Here is a 19,509-nt window from a genome sequence, read left to right on the forward strand (position 1 = left end):
GAAGGGATGGCCACTACAATTGTAACCGATGTTAAAATTCAGGATAAAAATGTTAAACTTTCAAATTTAGACAAGTTAATCTGGCCCGAGGGCTTGACCAAAGCACACTTGATAAAGTATTATACGGACATTGCGCCGTATATACTTCCTTATATAAAAGATAGGCCTCTAGTTATGAAACGTTACCCAAATGGTATTGAGAGAGATTTTTTTTATCAAAAAGAATGTCCTGATTATGCTCCTGATTGGATAAAAACTATTCCGATTAGTCATTCGGATAAAGTGGTAAATTACATAACCTGTGAGGATGCGGCCACACTGGCATGGTTGGCCAACCAGGGCTGCGTTGAGATCCATGCTTGGTTATCAAAAAAAGATAGTATTGAGTATCCAGATATCGCTATTATTGACTTGGATCCTGGGGAAAAGGCAAGTTTTAGCGATGTGTTAGAAGTCGCCTTAGTTATAAAAAAAGTTTTAGATTATTTAAAACTTAGGGGATATCCCAAAACCTCTGGAGCCACAGGTATTCATATATTTATTCCACTTAAACCTGTATTTAACTTTCAGCAAGTTACAAAGGCCATGGGGCTAATAGCAAAGATTGTTGTTGATACATTTTCAGATAAGGCCACCATCGAAAGGACTGTAGCCAAAAGGGATCAAAGCAAAGTCTACGTAGATTATTTACAAAATACCCGGGGCAAAAGTATGGCCTGGACCTATAGTTTACGACCAATTCCAGGAGCACCCATATCTACGCCGGTGATGTGGGAAGAAATTGAACAATTAAGCTTGTTACCAGATGATTTTAACCTTTACACGATATTTAATCGTCTAAAATTTTGGGGGGACTTACATCACGACCTTTTGCAAAACCCCCAGGATATATCCCATGTATTAAAGTTAGTATAAAAATAGCTTTCACCATCAGCCTTCAGCTTTAAAACATAGAAAAGGCCATGGACCCTGGGCATATTAGGAAACTAACCTTACGAATTAGTAAGTGCTACGTAAATTTATGAATATAGGTGGTTAATATAAAATTGTTTAATAAAAACATCCAGGATGGAAGGAAAATCCAATTTGCATCCCGAAAGTGGTAGAAATCCGATATCTGGGGTGGGGAATTTGGATAAACGTCTTTACTGGGTTGGCTGGCAGATTCTTTTGCCAGGCAGTGGGCGGCGAGTATGGGATATTATTCATCACTTTGGATCACCTGAAGCTGCTTGGCAAGCTTCTGAGAGAGACCTGCAGGACATAAGATACATAGGAAACCAGGGTGCTAGGAAATTAGTACAGCGGAGAAATAATATACAGTTTGATAAGCTGGATAAATATCTTGAAAAAATTAATGGTAAAGTAATTACCATAGATGATGAGAACTATCCTTATTTATTGAAGAGTATCCACGATCCTCCGCCAGCAATTTTCGTACGGGGTAACTTGCCCAATGAGTGTAATATTAGATTAGCAATGGTTGGATCCCGAAAACCCTCTCCCAATGGTCTAGTGATAACCGAAAACTTTTCAAGTGAACTAGCAAGGTTAGGTATTGTAATTATCAGTGGCATGGCCAGGGGAATCGATAGCGCTGCCCATCATGGGGCTTTGCAAAGCAATGGGGTAACCTTAGCCGTTCTGGGATGTGGCCCGGATATTGTGTATCCTCGTGAAAATGAAAAATTAATGAAAGAAATTGTTAAAAATGGTGCCATAATAACAGAATTTCCTCCGGGTACGATGCCTCAGCCTTGGCACTTTCCCAGTCGCAATCGAATTATTAGCGGTTTAAGTAATGCCGTTTTAGTTGTGGAAGCTGCTGAAAAAAGCGGTGCCCTAATTACAGCAGATTTTGCCCTTGAGCAGGGAAGGGAAGTTATGGCCGTTCCAGGAAACATCAACAATCCCAAAAGTACCGGTACTAATAAGTTAATTCAGCAGGGAGCAGCCCTGATTATAAATGTCTTAGACATAATTAACGAGCTAGGAATTGAGACAAGGGAAATCGGCCAAGCAACTGAACAATTTGAAATAGATAATTTAGACGGCCATGAAAAGATTGTTCACCAATTATTTAATGATGTTCCTTTATCCTTGGAGCAGATAATCATTTTAAGCAGGCTAGCTCCTGAAGAGGTTGCAGCAGCTTTGACACTTTTAGAAATAAAAGGGATAATTAAATGCCTTCCAGGAAAAATGTATATTGATGCAAGATTATAGGAAAAACAGTTCTAAAAAATTAGGAATATTGATACATTGTAAAAGTAGTAGGGGGTCTGCAATAGACTCTATATCTACATCTGAGAGCAGGAGTAAATGGGGTGTACCGATTTGAGTAAAACATTAGTAATTGTTGAATCACCTGCTAAGGCGAAAAGTATTGGTAAATATTTAGGTAGAAACTATACAGTAAAAGCATCCATGGGTCATGTAAGAGACCTGCCAAAGAGTCAGTTTGGTGTTGATGCAGAAAATGCTTTTTCTCCTAAATATATAACCATTCGAGGTAAAGGAGATATTATAAAGGAACTCCGGTCTGCTGTAAAAAAAGTAGATCGAGTATTACTGGCTTCTGACCCTGATCGTGAAGGTGAGGCAATAGCCTGGCATTTAACAAAACTATTGGGAATAGATGAAGATAGCCCTTGTCGTATTGAGTTTAATGAAATTACCAAACATGCTATACAGGATGCTGTTAAGCACCCTCGTCCAATTGATGTTGATAGGGTTAATGCACAACAGACTAGAAGAATTTTGGACAGGTTAGTTGGGTATAATTTAAGCCCCCTTCTTTGGCGTAAGGTCAAAAAGGGGTTGTCAGCTGGAAGGGTCCAGTCTGTGGCTATGCGTTTAATCTGTGACCGGGAAGAAGAAATAGACGCCTTTATACCCGAAGAATATTGGACCCTCCCAGGCATGTTTGTAAAATCTGGAAAATCACCCTTTGAAGCCAAGCTTCATAAATATAAGGGTAAAAAGATAAATATTCCCAACCAAGAAGTAATGGATAACATCCTAAATGACCTGAAGGGCCAGAATTACATCGTTACCAATATCTCCAAAAAAGAGAAACAGCGTAACCCTGCAGCTCCGTTTATAACCAGTTCAATGCAGCAGGAAGCTTCTAGAAAACTTAATTTTACTTCTCGTAAAACAATGGTTGTGGCTCAACAGCTTTATGAAGGTATTGAATTAGGAAAAGAAGGTCCAGTGGGTTTGGTAACTTACATACGTACCGATTCAACCCGTGTGTCTGAAACGGCGGTACAGGAGACCAAAGAATTTATTATAGAACGTTTTGGGCCAGCCTATATCCCAAAGCAACCAAGGCAAACTTCAGCCAAAGGTAAGGTACAGGATGCCCATGAGGCCATAAGACCTACCTCTGTAAATCGTGATCCAGAAAGCATAAAACAATTTCTATCCAATGACCAATTTAAATTGTATAGATTGATATGGGCACGCTTCTTAGCCAGTCAAATGGCTCCGGCTCTAATTGATACCACTTCCATGGATATTACTGCTGGGGATTATGTGTTTAGGGCCACCGGATCTATTGTTAAATTTCCAGGTTTTATGCAAGTCTATATAGAGGGTAATGATGATGGCAGTAAGGAAGAAGAAAAAATACTTCCCGATCTGTTAAAGGATGATAAAGTAGAGGCCAAGTCCTTGTCTCCAAAGCAACACTTTACACAACCACCACCTCGTTATACTGATGCTACCCTGATAAAGGTGTTGGAGGAAAAAGGGATAGGGCGTCCCAGTACTTATGCTCCCATTGTAGAGACTATTCAAAAACGGGGCTATGTGGTCAGAGAGAGCAAGCAATTCTATCCCACAGAATTAGGAGCTATAGTAGTAGACTTATTGAAAAAACATTTTCCGGATATTATTAACATAGAGTTCACCGCTGATCTGGAAGAAAAGCTTGATCAAATAGCAGAGGGAGAGCAACTCTGGAATGGTGTATTAAAGGATTTTTATGGGCCTTTTGCTAAAAGTCTAGAGACAGCTGAGGAGGCCATTGGCAAAGTACAAGTTGCCGATGAAGTTTCCGATGAAGTATGTGAACAATGCGGTAGAAACATGGTTATTAAACTGGGTCGATTTGGAAAATTCCTAGCTTGCCCCGGATTTCCTGAGTGCCGCAATACAAAACCTTTACTTGAACCAACGGGTGTAGGTTGTCCAAAATGTACGGGTGAGATGGTACTAAGGCGAAGCAAGAAGGGAAGAAAATTTTATGGCTGTAGTAGTTATCCTGAGTGTGAGTTCGTGACCTGGGATCTGCCAACCAAAGAGAAATGTCCCCAGTGTGGGGAAATGATGGTAGAAAAGAAATCTAAGGCCAAAGAAAAGGTACTACAGTGTATAAATGAACAGTGTCCAAGTAAAGGAGATAATAGTGCCAAGGCCGAAGACAGCAAGAAAAAATCAAAGAAAAAAACTAAGAAATAGAATACTGGAGTGAGAAGGACTGGCTTATCAGCATTCTTCTCACTTTTCTTACCCATATTAGGAGGCTACTAAAAATGACAGAAAAAAGGGTGACAATCATCGGAGCTGGTCTAGCTGGTTCGGAGGCGGCCTGGCAATTGGCTCAGAGAGGTGTTTCTGTAGAACTCTATGAAATGAGACCTATTAAATATCCCCCGGCTCATCATACACCGTATTTTTCAGAACTAGTTTGTAGTAATTCCCTAAGGGCAGCAGCCTTAGAAAATGCAGTAGGATTACTAAAGGAAGAAATGAGACAACTTAACTCACTGGTTATTTCTGCTGCAGATGCTTATAGAGTACCTGCTGGTGGTGCATTGGCAGTTGACCGGGAAGGCTTTTCGCAACATATTACCACGCTGTTGGAAAAACATCACTTGATTGAAGTTCATAGGGAGGAAGTGACTAAGTTACCCGAAGGGCCAGTTACTATAGTGGCCTCTGGTCCCCTTACTTCAGAGGCATTATCCCATGAAATATCTAAGCTGACTGGTCAGCAGTATCTCTATTTTTATGATGCTGCGGCTCCTATAGTGACCCTTGAATCTCTTGATATGACAAAGGTATTTCGAGCATCACGCTATGGCAAAGGGGAAGAGGCCTATCTAAACTGCCCCATGAATCAGGATGAGTACGAAGTTTTTTATGATGCATTGATCCATGCAGAAAGGGCTCCCCTTAAAGAGTTTGAGAAACAGGTGCATTTTGAAGGATGTATGCCTGTGGAAGTGCTAGCTTCCAGAGGCAAAGAAACCCTACTCTACGGACCATTAAAGCCTGTGGGACTAACGGACCCTAGAACTGGTAAAAGGCCCTACGGGGTTATTCAGCTAAGACAAGATAATGCCGAAGGTACACTCTTTAACTTGGTGGGTTTTCAAACAAATTTAAAATGGGGAGAACAAAAGAGGGTATTTAGCTTAATACCAGGTTTGGAAAATGCTGAATTCGTCCGTTATGGGGTTATGCACAGGAATACATATATCAATTCTCCGGTTCTCTTAGAACCTACTTTACAAATGAAAAGTAATCCAAGAATATTTTTTGCAGGGCAAATTACAGGTGTAGAAGGTTATGTAGAATCTGCAGCAGCTGGCTTAATTGCAGGTATAAATGCAGCTCATATGGTGCAACAAAAGGATTTACTGGTTTTTCCAAAAGAAACTGCCCACGGTGCATTAATCAACTACATAACTACGGCTACCGAGGTGAATTTCCAACCAATGAATATTACATTGGGCCTTTTCCCAGAACTACCCGTTAGAATTAAAGGAAAAAGGGAAAGAGGACAAGCCCATGCCCAAAGGGCACTAAGTAAACTGACCGAATGGATTGAAAAAGAAAAAATTTTTAGCATTTAATTTATCTTTAGTAAATAACAATTTAAAAATGGCAAATTGTCAAAAGGTAGTTGCAATTTCGAAAAGCCTTGTGATATATTTTATTATATTGCAAATTTCGACAAAGAAATTGTTTGGGTAGTGAAATGTATAATTTAATTGATAATTTTATCTATTATCTAAAGTTCCAGAAAAATTTTTCCAGTCACACCATAGGTGCATATCAGAAGGATTTGTTTGATGGGTTAGATTATTTTTCTCTAATATTAAAGGAACCCATTGAAAACCTAAGTCCTTCCTTAATTGATGGTCCACTGATGAGGGACTTTTTATCGCACCTAAAGGAAAGAAAATTAAGCAGAGCAACAGTGGCTAGAAAACTTGCCTCCTGGCGAGCGTTTTTTAAATTTTTATCAATTGAAAATTTAGTTACCAATAATCCTATGCTCCGAGTAGCTAATCCCAAAAAAGAAAAGAGACTACCAACATTTTTATATGAGGACGAAATAGAGCAATTGGTTGAGACACCTGATCAGTCGCCCCTAGGAATAAGGAATAGAGCATTATTAGAACTGCTCTATGCCAGTGGAGTACGTGTATCCGAGCTGGTTGCCCTCAATCTGGAACATATTGATTTATCAGCAGGCTATATTAGGGTAATGGGAAAAGGATCCAAGGAACGGATTGTACCAATACATCAAAAAGCTATTGCAGCATTGGAAGAGTATTATAGAGTTGTACGAAACCAAATGGTTAGTCAAGACTGCAAGGCAGTATTTCTTAACTACAAAGGTTCTAGGTTAAGTGACAGGGGCATACGAAAAATTGTTGATAAATATTGCCAAGAAATAGGAGTAAAGTTGAATGTAAGCCCGCATAAAATTCGACATTCTTTTGCTACCCATTTGCTGGATAACGGGGCCGACTTACGTGCCGTTCAGGAACTGTTGGGCCATGTTTCATTGTCAACAACTCAGATTTATACCCATGTAACCAAAAAGAAATTAAAAATGGTTTATAAAACAAGTCACCCAAGGGCCTAGATGCGGAAGAGGAAGGGATGCTTAATGTTCCATGCAACTACAATTGTGGCAGTAAAAAGAGATGCAAAAGTTGCCATAGCTGGAGATGGTCAAGTTACCTTCGGACAAAATACCATCATGAAACATACGGCTAGGAAGGTAAGGAGACTTTATAATGGTCAAGTGTTAGCAGGTTTCGCAGGATCAGTGGCAGATGCTTTTACCTTATTTGAGAAATTTGAAGGTAAGCTAGAAGAGTATCATGGTAACTTGCTGAGAGCTGCTGTGGAATTGGCCAAAGCCTGGCGAACAGATAAGTATTTACGATCCCTTGAGGCCATGCTAATTGTAGCCAACAAGGAGAACCTGTTAGTATTATCAGGAAATGGAGAGGTTATAGAACCTGATGAAGGTGTAACTGCCATTGGATCTGGTGGCCCCTATGCATTGGCAGCTGCCAGAGCTCTAACAAAGCATACTAACTTTTCACCTAAGGATATCGCCTATGAAGCTTTAGAAATAGCTTCAGATATCTGTGTCTACACTAATAAAAATATTATTGTTGAGGAAATATAAAAAAAGGCAGTAAGGGAGTGAAGCCAATGGAAGCCCTGACACCGAGGGAGATAGTGGCAGAGCTTGACAAATATATTGTAGGCCAAGAGCAGGCCAAAAAAGCAGTGGCAGTGGCTTTACGAAATAGATACCGCCGTAGTAAATTATCAGAGGACTTAATAGATGAGGTTGTACCCAAAAACATTTTAATGATAGGTCCAACGGGGGTAGGCAAAACTGAAATTGCCCGTAGATTAGCAAAGTTAGTTAAAGCTCCTTTTGTTAAAATTGAGGCCACTAAGTTTACGGAAGTTGGTTACGTAGGACGGGACGTAGAATCCATGGTTAGAGACTTAGTTGAAACGTCTATCCGTATGATCAAACAGGAAAAAATGGAAAAGGTAGAAGAACGGGCCAAGGGCATGGCAGATGATAAGATCATTGAGCTCTTGGCTCCCTATCCAAACCGTCCTGCGCAAACCAAGAACCCCTTTGAAATGCTTTTTGGAGGAGTTCAGGAAAATCAACAGGAAGATAAGTCTTGGGAACAGCAAAATAGTAGAATTAAGTTTGAGAGAGAGACTCTACGGGAAAAAATGTCCCGGGGTGAGTTAGAAAATGAGTTTTTAGATATTGAAGTAGAAGACAACAATACACCAATGCTTGAGGTATTTAGTAATAGTGGTGTTGAAGAGATGGGCGTTAACATGCAGGATGTTCTAGGAAGTATTTTTCCAAGGAAAAAACGTAAACGCAAAGTTACTGTACGGGAAGCCCGTAAGATATTAACCCAACAAGAAGCTCAAAAATTAATTGATATGGATGAGCTGACAACACAGGCTGTCAAACGTGCTGAGGATGATGGAATTATATTTTTAGATGAGATAGATAAAATTGCCACAAGAGAAGGAATTTCTGGGGGCTCCGATGTATCAAGGGGGGGCGTACAAAGGGATATTCTTCCTATTGTTGAAGGATCAACGGTTATGACAAAGTATGGTCCAGTTAAAACTGATCATATTCTGTTTATAGCAGCTGGTGCATTTCATATTAGTAAGCCTTCAGATTTGATTCCAGAATTGCAAGGCCGTTTTCCAATCAGAGTTGAGTTAGAGAGTTTAAGTAGAAACAATTTTGTCCAGATTTTAACTGAACCGCAAAACTCTCTAATTAAACAATATACAGAACTCTTAGCAACCGAGGAACTTAAAATTGAATTTTCAAAAAATTCTCTTGTAGAAATTGCCGATATTGCTTATACTGTTAATGAAGAAAACGAGAATATCGGCGCAAGGCGGCTGCACACTATTTTAGAAAAACTTCTGGAGGATATTTCCTTCGAAGCTCCAGAACTAAAAGGGCAGTCACTCACTATTAACAGTGAATATGTTCGAGAGAAGCTAAAAAACATTGCAACGAATCGAGATCTTAGTCGTTATATTCTTTAATATTTAGGGAGAGTGACATAATGAGGACTTTATTAGAAAGAACCAGAACAATTAACAAGTTATTACAGAAATCTGCAGGTTACCCAGTGGATTTTGGTGAGATAGCAGAAGTACTTTCTGAGAATATCGAGGCAAACTGTTATATTATTGACCGGCGTGGTCGAGCACTTGGTCATAGATTTATGCATCAATTTGCCTGTGATATCATGAAGGATATTGTTGAGGGTTCTAAACGTTTCCCAGAGGAATACAATGAATGGTTACTGGCTATTAATGAAACCCATGCAAATTTCTGTCAGGCTTATGATGCTTGTGTATTCTTCCAAGAAGAAAAATGCAAAGGACAAAATAAAGTAACTACTGTTGTACCCATTGTCGGAGCTGGTTCCCGTTTAGGAACTTTGGTATTAGCTAAGTTTGATGAGAATTTCACAGATGAAGATTTGATTCTGGCTGAATATGGAGCCACTGTTGTAGCCATGGAGATTCTTCGTGGCAGGGCGGGCAGAATGGAAGAAGAAGCCAGGAAAAAAGCAGCGGTACAAATTGCCTTAGGAACACTTTCATATTCAGAACTAGATGCAGTTCAGCATATCTTTGAGCAATTAGAAGGGGACGAAGGCGTTCTAGTAGCTAGTAAAATTGCTGATAGGGTTGGGATTACCAGATCTGTTATCGTAAACGCACTACGTAAATTTGAAAGTGCCGGGGTAATAGAGTCCAAATCTCTGGGCATGAAGGGTACCTATATTCGGGTTTTAAATGATCGTTTGATTGAAGAACTGCAAAGGTTAAAACATAATTAACCATTAGCCCATTGTAGGGAACGACCCCCGTGTCGATCTGCATATCATAATTACAGCAAAGATTTGAACCACAGTTAAAAAACTGTGGTTTTCTTTTATTTTGTCGCTTGCGTTGGCTGTCCGATTATGCTAAAATATCCCTTGGTGTTGATTACACACGTTGTCGGATTCGTGCAAGGTTGCCTGTTTGAGGTCTTGCCGGAGATGAGGGTGACGGAGGATTAAAAACAATCAAGGGAGGAGGTGTAACTAGCTATGGCAGTTATCTCCATGAAACAACTACTTGAGGCAGGCGTTCATTTTGGACACCAGACTCGTCGCTGGAACCCCAAAATGGCACCTTATATCTTCACTGATCGTAACGGTATTTATATTATCGACTTGCAGAAAACCGTTAAAAAGGTTGAAGAATGTTATGAGTTTGTTAAGCAGTTGTCTGCTGATGGTGGTACCTTATTGTTCGTAGGTACTAAAAAGCAAGCTCAAGAGGCTGTTAAAGAAGAAGCTGAACGTTGCGGGATGTTTTTTGTAAATCAGCGTTGGTTAGGTGGTATGTTAACAAACTTCCAAACCATACGTAATCGTATTGATAGATTACATGAACTTGAGCGCATGGAAGAGGATGGAACTTTTGAGGTTCTACCTAAAAAGGAAGTTTCTCAGCTTCTACATGAAAAAGAGAAACTGGATAAATTCCTTGGTGGAATTAAAAACATGCGTCGTCTACCTGGGGCACTTTTCGTAATTGATCCCCGGAAGGAGCGCATTGCAGTGGCTGAAGCTCGTAAATTGGGCATTCCCATTGTAGCTATTGTTGATACAAACTGCGATCCTGATGAAGTTGATTACGTAATTCCCGGTAACGATGACGCTATTCGGGCAGTAAAGCTGCTTACTGCTAAGATTGCAGATGCGATATTAGAAGGCAAGCAGGGCGAACAAGTCGCAGAATAGTATGTTAGGTAGAGGGCGTCTTGCATGTACGGGAGTCCTCTACCTTTTTTATACTTATAAAAGGTATAAAAAAATAGATTAAGATAAGAAAATTTAAGGCTTGGTGTAGGCTAACTGCCCTTTAAGGTATGGCGACCCTATGGGCGCAAGCACCCTATCAGGCACAGGCAAGCCAAGCTTTTCTGATGTTTGTAAGGGGAAGAATACGGTTATAATACCACAAGATTAGCTATGATGGCTAAAAAAGGAGGATTTTGATCATGGCAGAAATTTCTGCAAGCATGGTTAAAGAGTTAAGAGAACGTACTGGTGCAGGAATGATGGACTGTAAAAAAGCTTTGACTGAAGTGGCTGGAGATATGGAAAAGGCCATTGAATACCTGCGTGAAAAAGGCCTTGCTGCAGCTGCTAAGAAAGCTGGTAGAATTGCAGCTGAAGGTATTATTGAATCTTACATACATGGTGGCGGACGCATTGGTGTATTAGTTGAAATTAACTGCGAAACAGACTTTGTTGCTAAAAACGAAGATTTTCGTGCCTTAGCAAAGGATGTCGCTATGCAAATTGCTGCTGCTAAACCTGAGTTCGTTCGTCGGGAAGAAGTTTCCACTGAAAAGATTGAAAAAGAGAAGGAAATCTTAAGGGCTCAGGCTTTAAATGAAGGCAAACCTGAAAAAATTGTTGAAAAAATGGTTGAAGGTCGTATTGAGAAATACTTTAAAGAAGTATGTCTGTTAGAACAGCCCTTTATTAAAGATCCCGATAAAACAGTACAACATGTTATTAATGAGATTGTTTCCAAAATTGGTGAAAAAATCGATGTTCGTCGATTTGCCCGTTATGAAGTGGGAGAAGGTTTAGAAAAGCGCAAAGATGATTTTGCAGCTGAAGTAGCAGCACAAGTTAAAGGTTAATTTTTGATTTATTGAAATGCTTTAAAGGATTTTATTAAACGTTGTAGAATAACAGAACTACCAGACTGGAGGACACCCTTAATGGTAACTCCCAAGTTTAGGCGGGTCATTCTAAAGCTAAGTGGTGAAGCATTAGCTGGACAAAAGGGATATGGCATTGACCCAGAGGTTGTTTATTCAATAGCCAGGCAAATAAAGGATGTAAGTGAACACAGAGTGCAGCTGGCTATCGTAGTTGGTGGAGGGAATATTTGGCGGGGAATATCTGGAAGTACTAAAGGTATGGATCGGGCTACAGCTGATTATATGGGTATGTTAGCTACAGTTATTAATTCCTTGGCTTTGCAAGATGCACTGGAAAACATAGGTGTAGACACTCGTGTCCAAACCTCTTTTGAAATGCGGGCAGTGGCAGAAACATACATCCGTCGTCGAGCCATTAGACATATGGAAAAAGGTAGAGTGGTAATATTTGCAGCCGGAACAGGTAATCCTTATTTTTCAACGGATACCACAGCAGCTTTACGTGCCGCAGAGGTAGAAGCTGAAATTATTCTAATGGCAAAGCAAGTTGATGGAGTTTATGAAGCAGATCCTCTGAAATTTCCCGAAGCTAAGAAGTTTGATGAACTATCATATATTGAGGTTCTCAATCGTGGCCTACAGGTTATGGATTCCACAGCCGTATCACTTTGTATGGATAATAAGATTCCGCTAATAGTTTTTGATTTAAATGTTGAAGGAAATATTAAAAAGGCGATTTTAGGAGAACGGATAGGTACTTTTGTTGGGGGGTAAATAAATGGTTAAGGAAATAATCTCTTCTGCGGAAGGTAATATGAAGAAGAGTGTAGATGTTGTACGTAAAGAGTTTGCTTCATTACGTGCAGGTCGGGCAACCCCTTCTCTATTAGACAAGGTTTCTGTGTCTTATTATGGAACTCCTACCCCTTTAAACCAGCTTGCAAACATTTCTGTTCCGGAAGCACGTATGCTTGTCATTCAGCCTTGGGATAAAAGCGTTATTCCTGAAATTGAGAAAGCTATTATGAAATCTGATATTGGCATAACACCTTCCAGTGATGGAACAGTAATTCGCTTGGCAATACCCCAGCTAACACAGGAACGCCGTGGAGAGTTGGTTAAAGTTATCAAGAAAAAAGCCGAAGAAGGGCGCGTTGCTGTTCGGAATATAAGACGGGATGCTAATGATAGCCTCAAAGCAAAACAAAAGAATGGCGTTCCCGAGGATGAAGTCAAAAGAGGACAGGACGAATTACAAAAACTAACAGATAAGTATATTAAAGAAATCGACGAAACATTTAAAGCCAAAGAGCAGGAGATAATGCAGGTTTAAAATGATACCAGATGTACTGGGTTATAAACTAGAAGATGCAATGCCCCTTCTTGAAAAGTCGAATATTAAAACAACTGTTATTATCACCAAATCTGCCAAAGGTTTGCCCAATGGTTGTAAACGTGTGGTCAATGCGGAAATTGATGACTTTAATAATGTGGTGTTAACCGTGGTATGTGAGGAGAAAGGAGGTATACACAATGCCCTATAAGATTACCGATGAGTGTATGGCTTGTGGAACCTGCTTGGAATCTTGTCCCCACAATGCCATTGAGGAAGGGGAAATATTTAGAATTACCATGGCGTGTGAGGATTGTGGTACGTGCTTAGACATTTGCCCTACCGGAGCCATTATTGAAGAGTAACGTTCATAAACCCCCTTCATAGTCGGAGGGGGTTGTTATATTGGAGGCTTGGACGATGCTAAGAAAGATAACCGCCCTCTTTAACAGAAAGAGAATGGCCGATGAAAATATGCTTCTTCAAACCATAGACCGGAATAATATCCCAAATCATATTGCTATTATCATGGATGGCAATGGGCGCTGGGCAAAGCGAAGAGGTATGCCGCGGTCCCTAGGGCACAGGGCTGGCGTTGAATCTTTACGAAATATTGTTAAGCTTAGCTCTGAAATAGGTGTTCGATATTTAACATGTTATGCCTTTTCAACGGAAAATTGGAAGAGACCCCGAGATGAGGTATCCTATCTGATGGATTTACTGGTAGAGTACCTTGAAAAAGAAGTTGAAGAACTACATAAAAATAATGTAAGGGTTAATGCTATTGGTTGTCTGGAAGAACTTCCTCAGAAAGCTCAGGATGCTCTAAGTAAAGCTTTTCGAAAAACGGAAAATAACCCTGGATTGACTTTGAATCTGGCCTTAAATTACGGCGGACGGAGAGAGATTACGGATGCTGTCAAAAAAATTGCTAGTATGGTCGATCAAGGTCAAATTAAATGTGAAGAAATAAACGATGATTTAATAAATCAAAGTCTTTATACTTTTGGTATGCCCGATCCAGAACTTTTGATACGTCCATCAGGAGACTGTAGAATTAGTAATTTTCTTCTTTGGCAGCTGGCTTATACCGAATTTTGGTTGTCAGATGTTATGTGGCCTGATTTTCAACGCCTGCATTTATTGCAAGCGATTATTAGTTATCAACAAAGGGAACGAAGATTCGGTGGATTAATTAAAAAGTAGGTTGGTGGACAAATTGTTACACCTGCGAGTAATGAGCGCAGTAATAGGAATACCAATTATTATCTTGGCAGCATGGTATGGTCATTGGACTCTATGGTTACTTTCCTTGGCTGTTTATGCTGTGGCTGGTCTCGAGATGTCGATAATGCTAAAGGGTTTAAAGCTTAATCCGGAAAAATGGATGATATTAATTGGTGGTTTAATTATCTTTGCCAGTGCATACCTATATAAAGATGAATATATCGGCCTGACCTATGTCTTTTTAGTAATAATTAATTTACTAATGATGGCCTTTTTATATCCTCGCATCAGTCCCCTGGATGTGTTTGGAAACTTAACTGCGATTTTGTATTTAAGCAATTTCATTTTCTTCTTCTTAACAAGGGAATTAGAAAATGGTTTTCTTTGGATCCTCTTATTATTAACGGCCACCTGGGCCAGTGATACCTTTGCTTATTTTGTGGGTAAATCTTTCGGAAAAAACAAATTAGCACCCATATTAAGCCCTAAAAAGACAGTGGAGGGGGCTATGGGAGGGGTAGTGGGATCTATTATAACAACCTGTATATTTGCACTTTATATTCCAGAAGTTTCGGTGATTTTTCTAATCACCCTTGGTATTTTTATCGGGATAACTGCTTTATTGGGAGATCTGGTGGAGTCTGCCCTAAAAAGGCAGGCAGGTATCAAGGATTCTGGGCAGATTATTCCGGGTCACGGGGGATTTATGGATCGTTTCGACAGCTTGTTGCTAACAGCGCCTTTGGTATACTACAGCGTTAAATTGTTTATAATCTGATAATAAGCTGCATAGAGGTGAAATATGCTTCCAAATCCTTTAAAGACCGCCCTTAACTATGTATTGGCCGGTCTACTTCTTTTAGTAGCTTTCTTTGTGCTTGATAAGTTATCTGTTTACTTTGTCAAAGGAATATCCTTTCTTGTTCCATTAATAATTCCCTTTGCTTTTGCAATTTTTATTAGTTTTTTACTTGAACCAATGATAAGCATTCTGCAGCATAGAATACGTCTGTCTAGAGGTCCAGCTGTAGCAATTTCTATGCTTATGCTGTTTGTCTTTTTTGGCGCTATCATTTCATTATTGGTAATCAGATTAATTACTGAACTTATAAATTTATCTAAAAGCATTCCTTTCATAATTCAAGAAATACAGTATTGGGTAGAAGATTCTTTGCCAAGATTGCAACAATTATATGGGGACTTACCTCCTACTATTACTCAATATATACAATCTTCCTTTGGTTCTATAGCTGAAACTTTGCAGAATGTTTTAGGAGTTACTCTTGACTCTTTGTATAGTACTTTTTCGGCAGTTCCAAATCTTATAACCATTATTCTCGTAAGTTTTTTGGCAACGTATTTTATAAGTAAAGACAAGCGTACTTTGGCTGTCCAATGGGTTAACTTAATACCTGCACCCTATGGAGAACGAAGTTTATATATCATTAGTGAAGTGTTTCATGCATTCATTTCCTATTTAAGGGCCCAAGGGATACTGGTCAGTATCAGTACTATCATTAGTATTACTGGATTATATATCATTGGAGCAGATTATGCTCTAACTATGGGTCTTATAATTGGATTTTTTGATATTATTCCGGTACTGGGACCTGGAACAGTAATACTCCCTTGGATAGGTTGGTCGATAATTTCCGGCAAGGTGGCCTTTGGCATTAAATTATTAGTTCTGTATGGCATTATCCTTGTGGCAAGACAGCTGTTAGAAGCAAAGGTGGTAGCAAATAATTTAGGTTTACATCCTTTAGCCACTCTTATGGCCTTGTTTTTTGGCTTTAAGATACTAGGTTTTGTGGGTATGATTATTGGGCCTATATTGTTAATTGCTATTCAAGCAGTAGTAAAAGCAGGAATTCAATCTCCTAAGGTGAAATAAGATTAACTGAGGTGTCTAAGTTGGAAAATCATCTTTAACTCATCAGTTTTAGAAGTATTGGGGAGAGATTTTGTGTTAAAGGGCATGCAGTCATTAGCTATTAGTCGTTAGCCATTAGCCTGGATAGCAGCTAAGACTAAAACTAATAGCTATATTTCTCGGTTCGTAATTGTAGATCATTGGAGGTTTGTATGAAATATATATCTATATTAGGAAGTACAGGCTCTATTGGTAGACAGACCTTAGAGGTTGTAGATCAATTCCCTGAGGTTTTGAAAGTTGTAGCTTTGGCTGCTGGTAGAAACCGTGTAAAATTTTTAGAACAATGTTTAGTATATAAACCAATGCTAGTTTCGCTGCAGTTAGAAGAAGATGCCAAATGGCTAAAAAAGAAGTTGGCTCAGGAAAAATTAACTCCGGAAATATATTGTGGTTTAGAAGGTTTAGTCCAAGTTGCCACATGTTCTGAGGCTGCTGTGGTTGTTACTGCCCTTAGCGGAGCCATTGGGCTAATTCCTACCTGTGCTGCCATTAAGGCAAAAAAACAAATTGCTTTGGCCAATAAGGAGACATTGGTTGCAGCTGGGCAGTATGTTACCAAGCTTGCGGAAGAATATAAAGTTGAGATTTTACCGGTAGACAGTGAACATTCTGCAATTTGGCAATGTTTAAATGGAGAAAGAAAAGCAACCCTAAGGAAAATTCAGTTAACAGCTTCTGGAGGTCCCTTTCGCCATTTAAATAGGCAACAACTTGCTGAAGTTTCACCAGAGATGGCTTTGCAACACCCTAATTGGACCATGGGGCAAAAAATTACCATTGATTCAGCCACTTTAATGAATAAGGGACTGGAAGTTATAGAAGCTAAATGGCTTTTTAACGTAGACTATAATGATATTAATGTAGTTGTTCATCCCCAGAGTATTATTCACTCCATGGTAGAGTATGGGGATGGATCTATAATTGCCCATCTTGGTGTGCCCGACATGAGAATACCAATACAATATGCCCTGAGTTATCCCGATCGTTGGTTTAATAGTTTTCCTAAGTTAAAGTTAACGGAACTTCAGGGATTGACCTTCGAGGAACCAGATACCTCTAGGTTCCCGGCACTGGCACTGGCCTTTGCTGCGGGAAAACAGGGTGGCACAGCACCGGTGGTATTAAACGCCGCCAATGAAGTCGCTGTACAGGCGTTCTTAGCAAAACAAATTAAGTTTATGCAAATTCCGGCGATTGTTGAACGAGTTTTAAATATACATAAATCTATCAGCACTCCCAGCTTAGAAGAAATACTGGAGATAGACGGTTGGGCCCGTCAAGAGACAAGTAAAATTATTTAGATACTATTTAGAGGTGAAGATATGCAAACATTTATCGCTTCGGTTGTTGTTTTTGGGTTGTTAATTTTTATTCATGAACTAGGCCATTTCCTTGTTGCAAAAAAAGTAGGGATCATGGTTCATGAATTTAGCTTAGGTTTTGGTCCTAAGTTATTTGGCATCAAACGAGGCGAGACAATCTATAATCTTCGCCTATTGCCATTGGGCGGTTTTGTTCGAATGGCTGGCATGGATCCCAACGAAGAGGAAGATCATGGAATTCCCATTAACCGTACCTTTAACTATAAAAGCGCAATGCAGAGAGCCTCTGTAATTGTTGCAGGTCCTTTAATGAATTTTGTTTTGGCAATAGTATTGTTTGCCTTCATTTTTATGTTTCAGGGATTGCCCTATGCCACAACCGAAGTAGGAGAAGTTATCAAGGGATTTCCTGCAGAGAGAGCGGGTTTAAAAGCTGGAGATCGAATTGTTGCTGTAAATGATACCTCTGTGGAGGATTGGAACCAACTGGTTGCGGAAACTAATAGATATCCCGGCGAACCACTTGACTTAACAATTCAACGGGGCTCGGAACAGATTAAATTATCTGTAACAACAGTCAAAGATGAATCAGGCCAATACAAGATTGGTATAAAACCTACTGAACCAATAATCAAAAAAATGAATCCACTGTCTGCGCTGGCTGCGGGCACAAGTTTTACAATTCAAATAAGTGGTTTAATACTTTCCTTTATTGGTCAGATGTTTACCCAGCAGGCCCCTGTGGACATAGGCGGGCCAGTACGGGTAGTAAGTGAGATTGGTAAGGCAGCAGAATTTGGTGTTTACCAACTTATGCAATTGGCAGCCTTCTTAAGTATTAACCTTGGTCTCTTTAATCTTCTACCTATACCAGCCTTGGATGGTAGTAGGGTGTTATTCCTTCTTTGGGAAAAAGTTACTGGCAGGCCAGTGGAACCAACCAAGGAGAGTTTTATTCATCTTATAGGTTTTGGTCTATTATTACTGCTTATGGTAGTAATTACATACAACGATATTGTCTCTCTGATGTTTGGCAATCGTTAGCGGAGGTTTATAATGCAATTTAAAAAAACACGTCCTGTAATGGTTGGAAAAGTACAAATAGGGGGCGGAGCCCCGGTTGTAGTACAGTCTATGACCAATACAGATACAAGGGACGCCATAGCTACAATTAGTCAAATTGTAGAATTATCCCAGGCAGGCTGTGAAGTAGTAAGGGTAGCTGTCCCAGATAAAATAGCCGCAGAGGCTTTACCAAGGATTATTGAAGGTATTGACCTGCCCCTAATAGCCGATATTCATTTTGATTATCGTCTGGCACTAAAAGCTTTAGAGGCCGGAATTGATGGGTTGAGAATTAACCCTGGCAATATTGGTGGCAAGGATAAGGTGAAGCAAGTTGTTGCTGCGGCCAGTGAGCGCCGGGTGCCTATACGCATTGGGGTAAATGCTGGCTCTTTGGAAAAAGAGTTACTCAGTAAATATGGTGGAGTTACAGCTGATGCAATGGTTGAAAGTGCTTTAAACCACATTCGGCTGTTAGAGGAATTAAACTATCGAGAGATTAAATTGTCCTTGAAAGCTTCCAATATTCCTCTGATGCTGGAGGCCTACCGCAAACTTTCTACCCTTGTAGATTATCCGATGCATGTTGGAGTAACCGAATCCGGTACGGTTAAAAGCGGTACCATCAAATCTGCCGTTGGTATTGGCGCATTGCTGGCGGAAGGGATTGGTGATACCATTCGGGTATCCCTGACAGGTCACCCCAAACATGAAGTACATGTAGCTTGGGAAATATTAAAAGCTTTAGGTCTGCGTAGAAGGGGAGTTGAACTAATCTCCTGTCCCACTTGTGGTAGAACACAAATTGATTTGATTAAATTAGCTGAACAAGTGGAAGAAAGAATGGCTACAGTGGACAAGCCCATAAAAGTTGCTGTCATGGGTTGTGCAGTCAACGGACCTGGTGAAGCAAGGGAAGCTGATGTAGGAATTGCAGGGGGCAAAGGAGTAGGCTTAATTTTTCGTAGAGGAGAAATTATTCGGCAGGTTCCCGAAGAGAGGCTTTTGGAAGAGTTGCTGCTAGAAATAGAAAATCTTTAATAAACATGCATCTGCT

At 39.9% G+C, this 19,509-nt stretch carries 20 protein-coding genes; all 20 read left to right on the top strand.

The window, feature by feature from the left end:
* Positions 1 to 6 precede the first annotated feature (6 nt).
* The 20 genes from ligD (at position 7) to ispG (ending at position 19,493) form a co-directional block, all read left to right on the top strand.
* On the top strand, positions 7 to 915 hold the full coding sequence (gene ligD / locus ACYQ03_RS10315; RefSeq protein ID WP_459909765.1) for a non-homologous end-joining DNA ligase: 909 nt from the start codon (positions 7 to 9) through the stop codon (positions 913 to 915).
* A gap of 207 nt (positions 916 to 1,122) precedes the next feature.
* Positions 1,123 to 2,226 (top strand): DNA-processing protein DprA, encoded by a 1,104-nt coding sequence (dprA, locus tag ACYQ03_RS10320; RefSeq protein WP_459910798.1) that lies wholly within the window; start codon positions 1,123 to 1,125, stop codon positions 2,224 to 2,226.
* 111 nt (positions 2,227 to 2,337) lie between these two features.
* Positions 2,338 to 4,467 carry a type I DNA topoisomerase gene (topA, locus tag ACYQ03_RS10325; RefSeq protein ID WP_459909767.1) on the top strand — a complete coding sequence of 710 codons (2,130 nt, stop codon included), beginning with the start codon at positions 2,338 to 2,340 and terminating at the stop codon, positions 4,465 to 4,467.
* A gap of 74 nt (positions 4,468 to 4,541) precedes the next feature.
* Positions 4,542 to 5,867: a methylenetetrahydrofolate--tRNA-(uracil(54)-C(5))-methyltransferase (FADH(2)-oxidizing) TrmFO gene (gene trmFO, locus ACYQ03_RS10330; protein ID WP_459909769.1), complete on the top strand. Its 1,326-nt coding sequence runs from the start codon at positions 4,542 to 4,544 to the stop codon at positions 5,865 to 5,867.
* 125 nt (positions 5,868 to 5,992) lie between these two features.
* Complete coding sequence (xerC, locus tag ACYQ03_RS10335) at positions 5,993 to 6,889, top strand: tyrosine recombinase XerC (protein ID WP_459909771.1); 897 nt, start codon at positions 5,993 to 5,995, stop codon at positions 6,887 to 6,889.
* Between the two features lie 24 nt (positions 6,890 to 6,913).
* Positions 6,914 to 7,444, top strand: coding sequence for an ATP-dependent protease subunit HslV (hslV, locus tag ACYQ03_RS10340; RefSeq protein ID WP_459909773.1), 531 nt, complete (start codon positions 6,914 to 6,916; stop codon positions 7,442 to 7,444).
* Between the two features lie 26 nt (positions 7,445 to 7,470).
* Positions 7,471 to 8,871: an ATP-dependent protease ATPase subunit HslU gene (gene hslU, locus ACYQ03_RS10345; RefSeq protein ID WP_459909775.1), complete on the top strand. Its 1,401-nt coding sequence runs from the start codon at positions 7,471 to 7,473 to the stop codon at positions 8,869 to 8,871.
* Between the two features lie 20 nt (positions 8,872 to 8,891).
* The gene (gene codY / locus ACYQ03_RS10350; protein ID WP_459909777.1) at positions 8,892 to 9,677 is read left to right on the top strand and encodes a GTP-sensing pleiotropic transcriptional regulator CodY; all 786 of its coding nucleotides are present in this window, start codon (positions 8,892 to 8,894) and stop codon (positions 9,675 to 9,677) included.
* Positions 9,678 to 9,932: 255 nt separating this feature from the next.
* Positions 9,933 to 10,631, top strand: coding sequence for a 30S ribosomal protein S2 (gene rpsB / locus ACYQ03_RS10355; RefSeq protein WP_459909779.1), 699 nt, complete (start codon positions 9,933 to 9,935; stop codon positions 10,629 to 10,631).
* Between the two features lie 260 nt (positions 10,632 to 10,891).
* The gene (gene tsf / locus ACYQ03_RS10360; RefSeq protein ID WP_459909781.1) at positions 10,892 to 11,545 is read left to right on the top strand and encodes a translation elongation factor Ts; all 654 of its coding nucleotides are present in this window, start codon (positions 10,892 to 10,894) and stop codon (positions 11,543 to 11,545) included.
* Positions 11,546 to 11,626: 81 nt separating this feature from the next.
* The gene (gene pyrH, locus ACYQ03_RS10365) at positions 11,627 to 12,343 is read left to right on the top strand and encodes a UMP kinase (RefSeq protein ID WP_459909783.1); all 717 of its coding nucleotides are present in this window, start codon (positions 11,627 to 11,629) and stop codon (positions 12,341 to 12,343) included.
* Between the two features lie 4 nt (positions 12,344 to 12,347).
* The gene (gene frr / locus ACYQ03_RS10370) at positions 12,348 to 12,902 is read left to right on the top strand and encodes a ribosome recycling factor (RefSeq protein WP_459909785.1); all 555 of its coding nucleotides are present in this window, start codon (positions 12,348 to 12,350) and stop codon (positions 12,900 to 12,902) included.
* Position 12,903: 1 nt separating this feature from the next.
* A complete protein-coding gene (locus ACYQ03_RS10375; RefSeq protein ID WP_459909787.1) occupies positions 12,904 to 13,113 on the top strand; it encodes a PASTA domain-containing protein in 210 nt (69 codons plus the stop codon).
* Entirely contained in the window at positions 13,103 to 13,267 is a 165-nt protein-coding gene (locus ACYQ03_RS10380) for a 4Fe-4S binding protein (RefSeq protein ID WP_459909789.1), read from the top strand. The genes ACYQ03_RS10375 and ACYQ03_RS10380 overlap by 11 nt, the downstream gene beginning before the upstream one ends.
* Positions 13,268 to 13,322: 55 nt before the next feature.
* Positions 13,323 to 14,108: an undecaprenyl pyrophosphate synthase gene (uppS, locus tag ACYQ03_RS10385; protein WP_459909791.1), complete on the top strand. Its 786-nt coding sequence runs from the start codon at positions 13,323 to 13,325 to the stop codon at positions 14,106 to 14,108.
* Positions 14,109 to 14,112: 4 nt separating this feature from the next.
* The gene (locus ACYQ03_RS10390; protein WP_459909793.1) at positions 14,113 to 14,907 is read left to right on the top strand and encodes a phosphatidate cytidylyltransferase; all 795 of its coding nucleotides are present in this window, start codon (positions 14,113 to 14,115) and stop codon (positions 14,905 to 14,907) included.
* 24 nt (positions 14,908 to 14,931) lie between these two features.
* Positions 14,932 to 16,023, top strand: coding sequence for a sporulation integral membrane protein YtvI (gene ytvI / locus ACYQ03_RS10395; protein ID WP_459909795.1), 1,092 nt, complete (start codon positions 14,932 to 14,934; stop codon positions 16,021 to 16,023).
* 191 nt (positions 16,024 to 16,214) lie between these two features.
* Positions 16,215 to 17,366 carry a 1-deoxy-D-xylulose-5-phosphate reductoisomerase gene (locus tag ACYQ03_RS10400; RefSeq protein WP_459909797.1) on the top strand — a complete coding sequence of 384 codons (1,152 nt, stop codon included), beginning with the start codon at positions 16,215 to 16,217 and terminating at the stop codon, positions 17,364 to 17,366.
* A 21-nt stretch (positions 17,367 to 17,387) separates the two neighbouring features.
* Positions 17,388 to 18,431: an RIP metalloprotease RseP gene (rseP, locus tag ACYQ03_RS10405; protein WP_459909799.1), complete on the top strand. Its 1,044-nt coding sequence runs from the start codon at positions 17,388 to 17,390 to the stop codon at positions 18,429 to 18,431.
* A 12-nt stretch (positions 18,432 to 18,443) separates the two neighbouring features.
* On the top strand, positions 18,444 to 19,493 hold the full coding sequence (gene ispG, locus ACYQ03_RS10410; RefSeq protein WP_459909801.1) for a flavodoxin-dependent (E)-4-hydroxy-3-methylbut-2-enyl-diphosphate synthase: 1,050 nt from the start codon (positions 18,444 to 18,446) through the stop codon (positions 19,491 to 19,493).
* Positions 19,494 to 19,509: the final 16 nt, after the last annotated feature.

Source organism: Desulfotomaculum defluvii (assembly GCF_054657375.1).

Excerpts from the sequence above, each read along its gene's own strand:
- ligD (WP_459909765.1), top strand. The coding sequence starts at position 7 with ATGGCCACTACAATTGTAACCGATGTTAAAATTCAGGATAAAAATGTT.
- trmFO (WP_459909769.1), top strand. The coding sequence starts at position 4,542 with ATGACAGAAAAAAGGGTGACAATCATCGGAGCTGGTCTAGCTGGTTCG.
- xerC (WP_459909771.1), top strand. The coding sequence starts at position 5,993 with ATGTATAATTTAATTGATAATTTTATCTATTATCTAAAGTTCCAGAAA.
- hslV (WP_459909773.1), top strand. The coding sequence starts at position 6,914 with ATGTTCCATGCAACTACAATTGTGGCAGTAAAAAGAGATGCAAAAGTT.
- hslU (WP_459909775.1), top strand. The coding sequence starts at position 7,471 with ATGGAAGCCCTGACACCGAGGGAGATAGTGGCAGAGCTTGACAAATAT.
- codY (WP_459909777.1), top strand. The coding sequence starts at position 8,892 with ATGAGGACTTTATTAGAAAGAACCAGAACAATTAACAAGTTATTACAG.
- rpsB (WP_459909779.1), top strand. The coding sequence starts at position 9,933 with ATGGCAGTTATCTCCATGAAACAACTACTTGAGGCAGGCGTTCATTTT.
- tsf (WP_459909781.1), top strand. The coding sequence starts at position 10,892 with ATGGCAGAAATTTCTGCAAGCATGGTTAAAGAGTTAAGAGAACGTACT.
- pyrH (WP_459909783.1), top strand. The coding sequence starts at position 11,627 with ATGGTAACTCCCAAGTTTAGGCGGGTCATTCTAAAGCTAAGTGGTGAA.
- frr (WP_459909785.1), top strand. The coding sequence starts at position 12,348 with ATGGTTAAGGAAATAATCTCTTCTGCGGAAGGTAATATGAAGAAGAGT.
- ACYQ03_RS10375 (WP_459909787.1), top strand. The coding sequence starts at position 12,904 with ATGATACCAGATGTACTGGGTTATAAACTAGAAGATGCAATGCCCCTT.
- ACYQ03_RS10380 (WP_459909789.1), top strand. The coding sequence starts at position 13,103 with ATGCCCTATAAGATTACCGATGAGTGTATGGCTTGTGGAACCTGCTTG.
- uppS (WP_459909791.1), top strand. The coding sequence starts at position 13,323 with ATGCTAAGAAAGATAACCGCCCTCTTTAACAGAAAGAGAATGGCCGAT.
- ytvI (WP_459909795.1), top strand. The coding sequence starts at position 14,932 with ATGCTTCCAAATCCTTTAAAGACCGCCCTTAACTATGTATTGGCCGGT.
- ACYQ03_RS10400 (WP_459909797.1), top strand. The coding sequence starts at position 16,215 with ATGAAATATATATCTATATTAGGAAGTACAGGCTCTATTGGTAGACAG.
- rseP (WP_459909799.1), top strand. The coding sequence starts at position 17,388 with ATGCAAACATTTATCGCTTCGGTTGTTGTTTTTGGGTTGTTAATTTTT.
- ispG (WP_459909801.1), top strand. The coding sequence starts at position 18,444 with ATGCAATTTAAAAAAACACGTCCTGTAATGGTTGGAAAAGTACAAATA.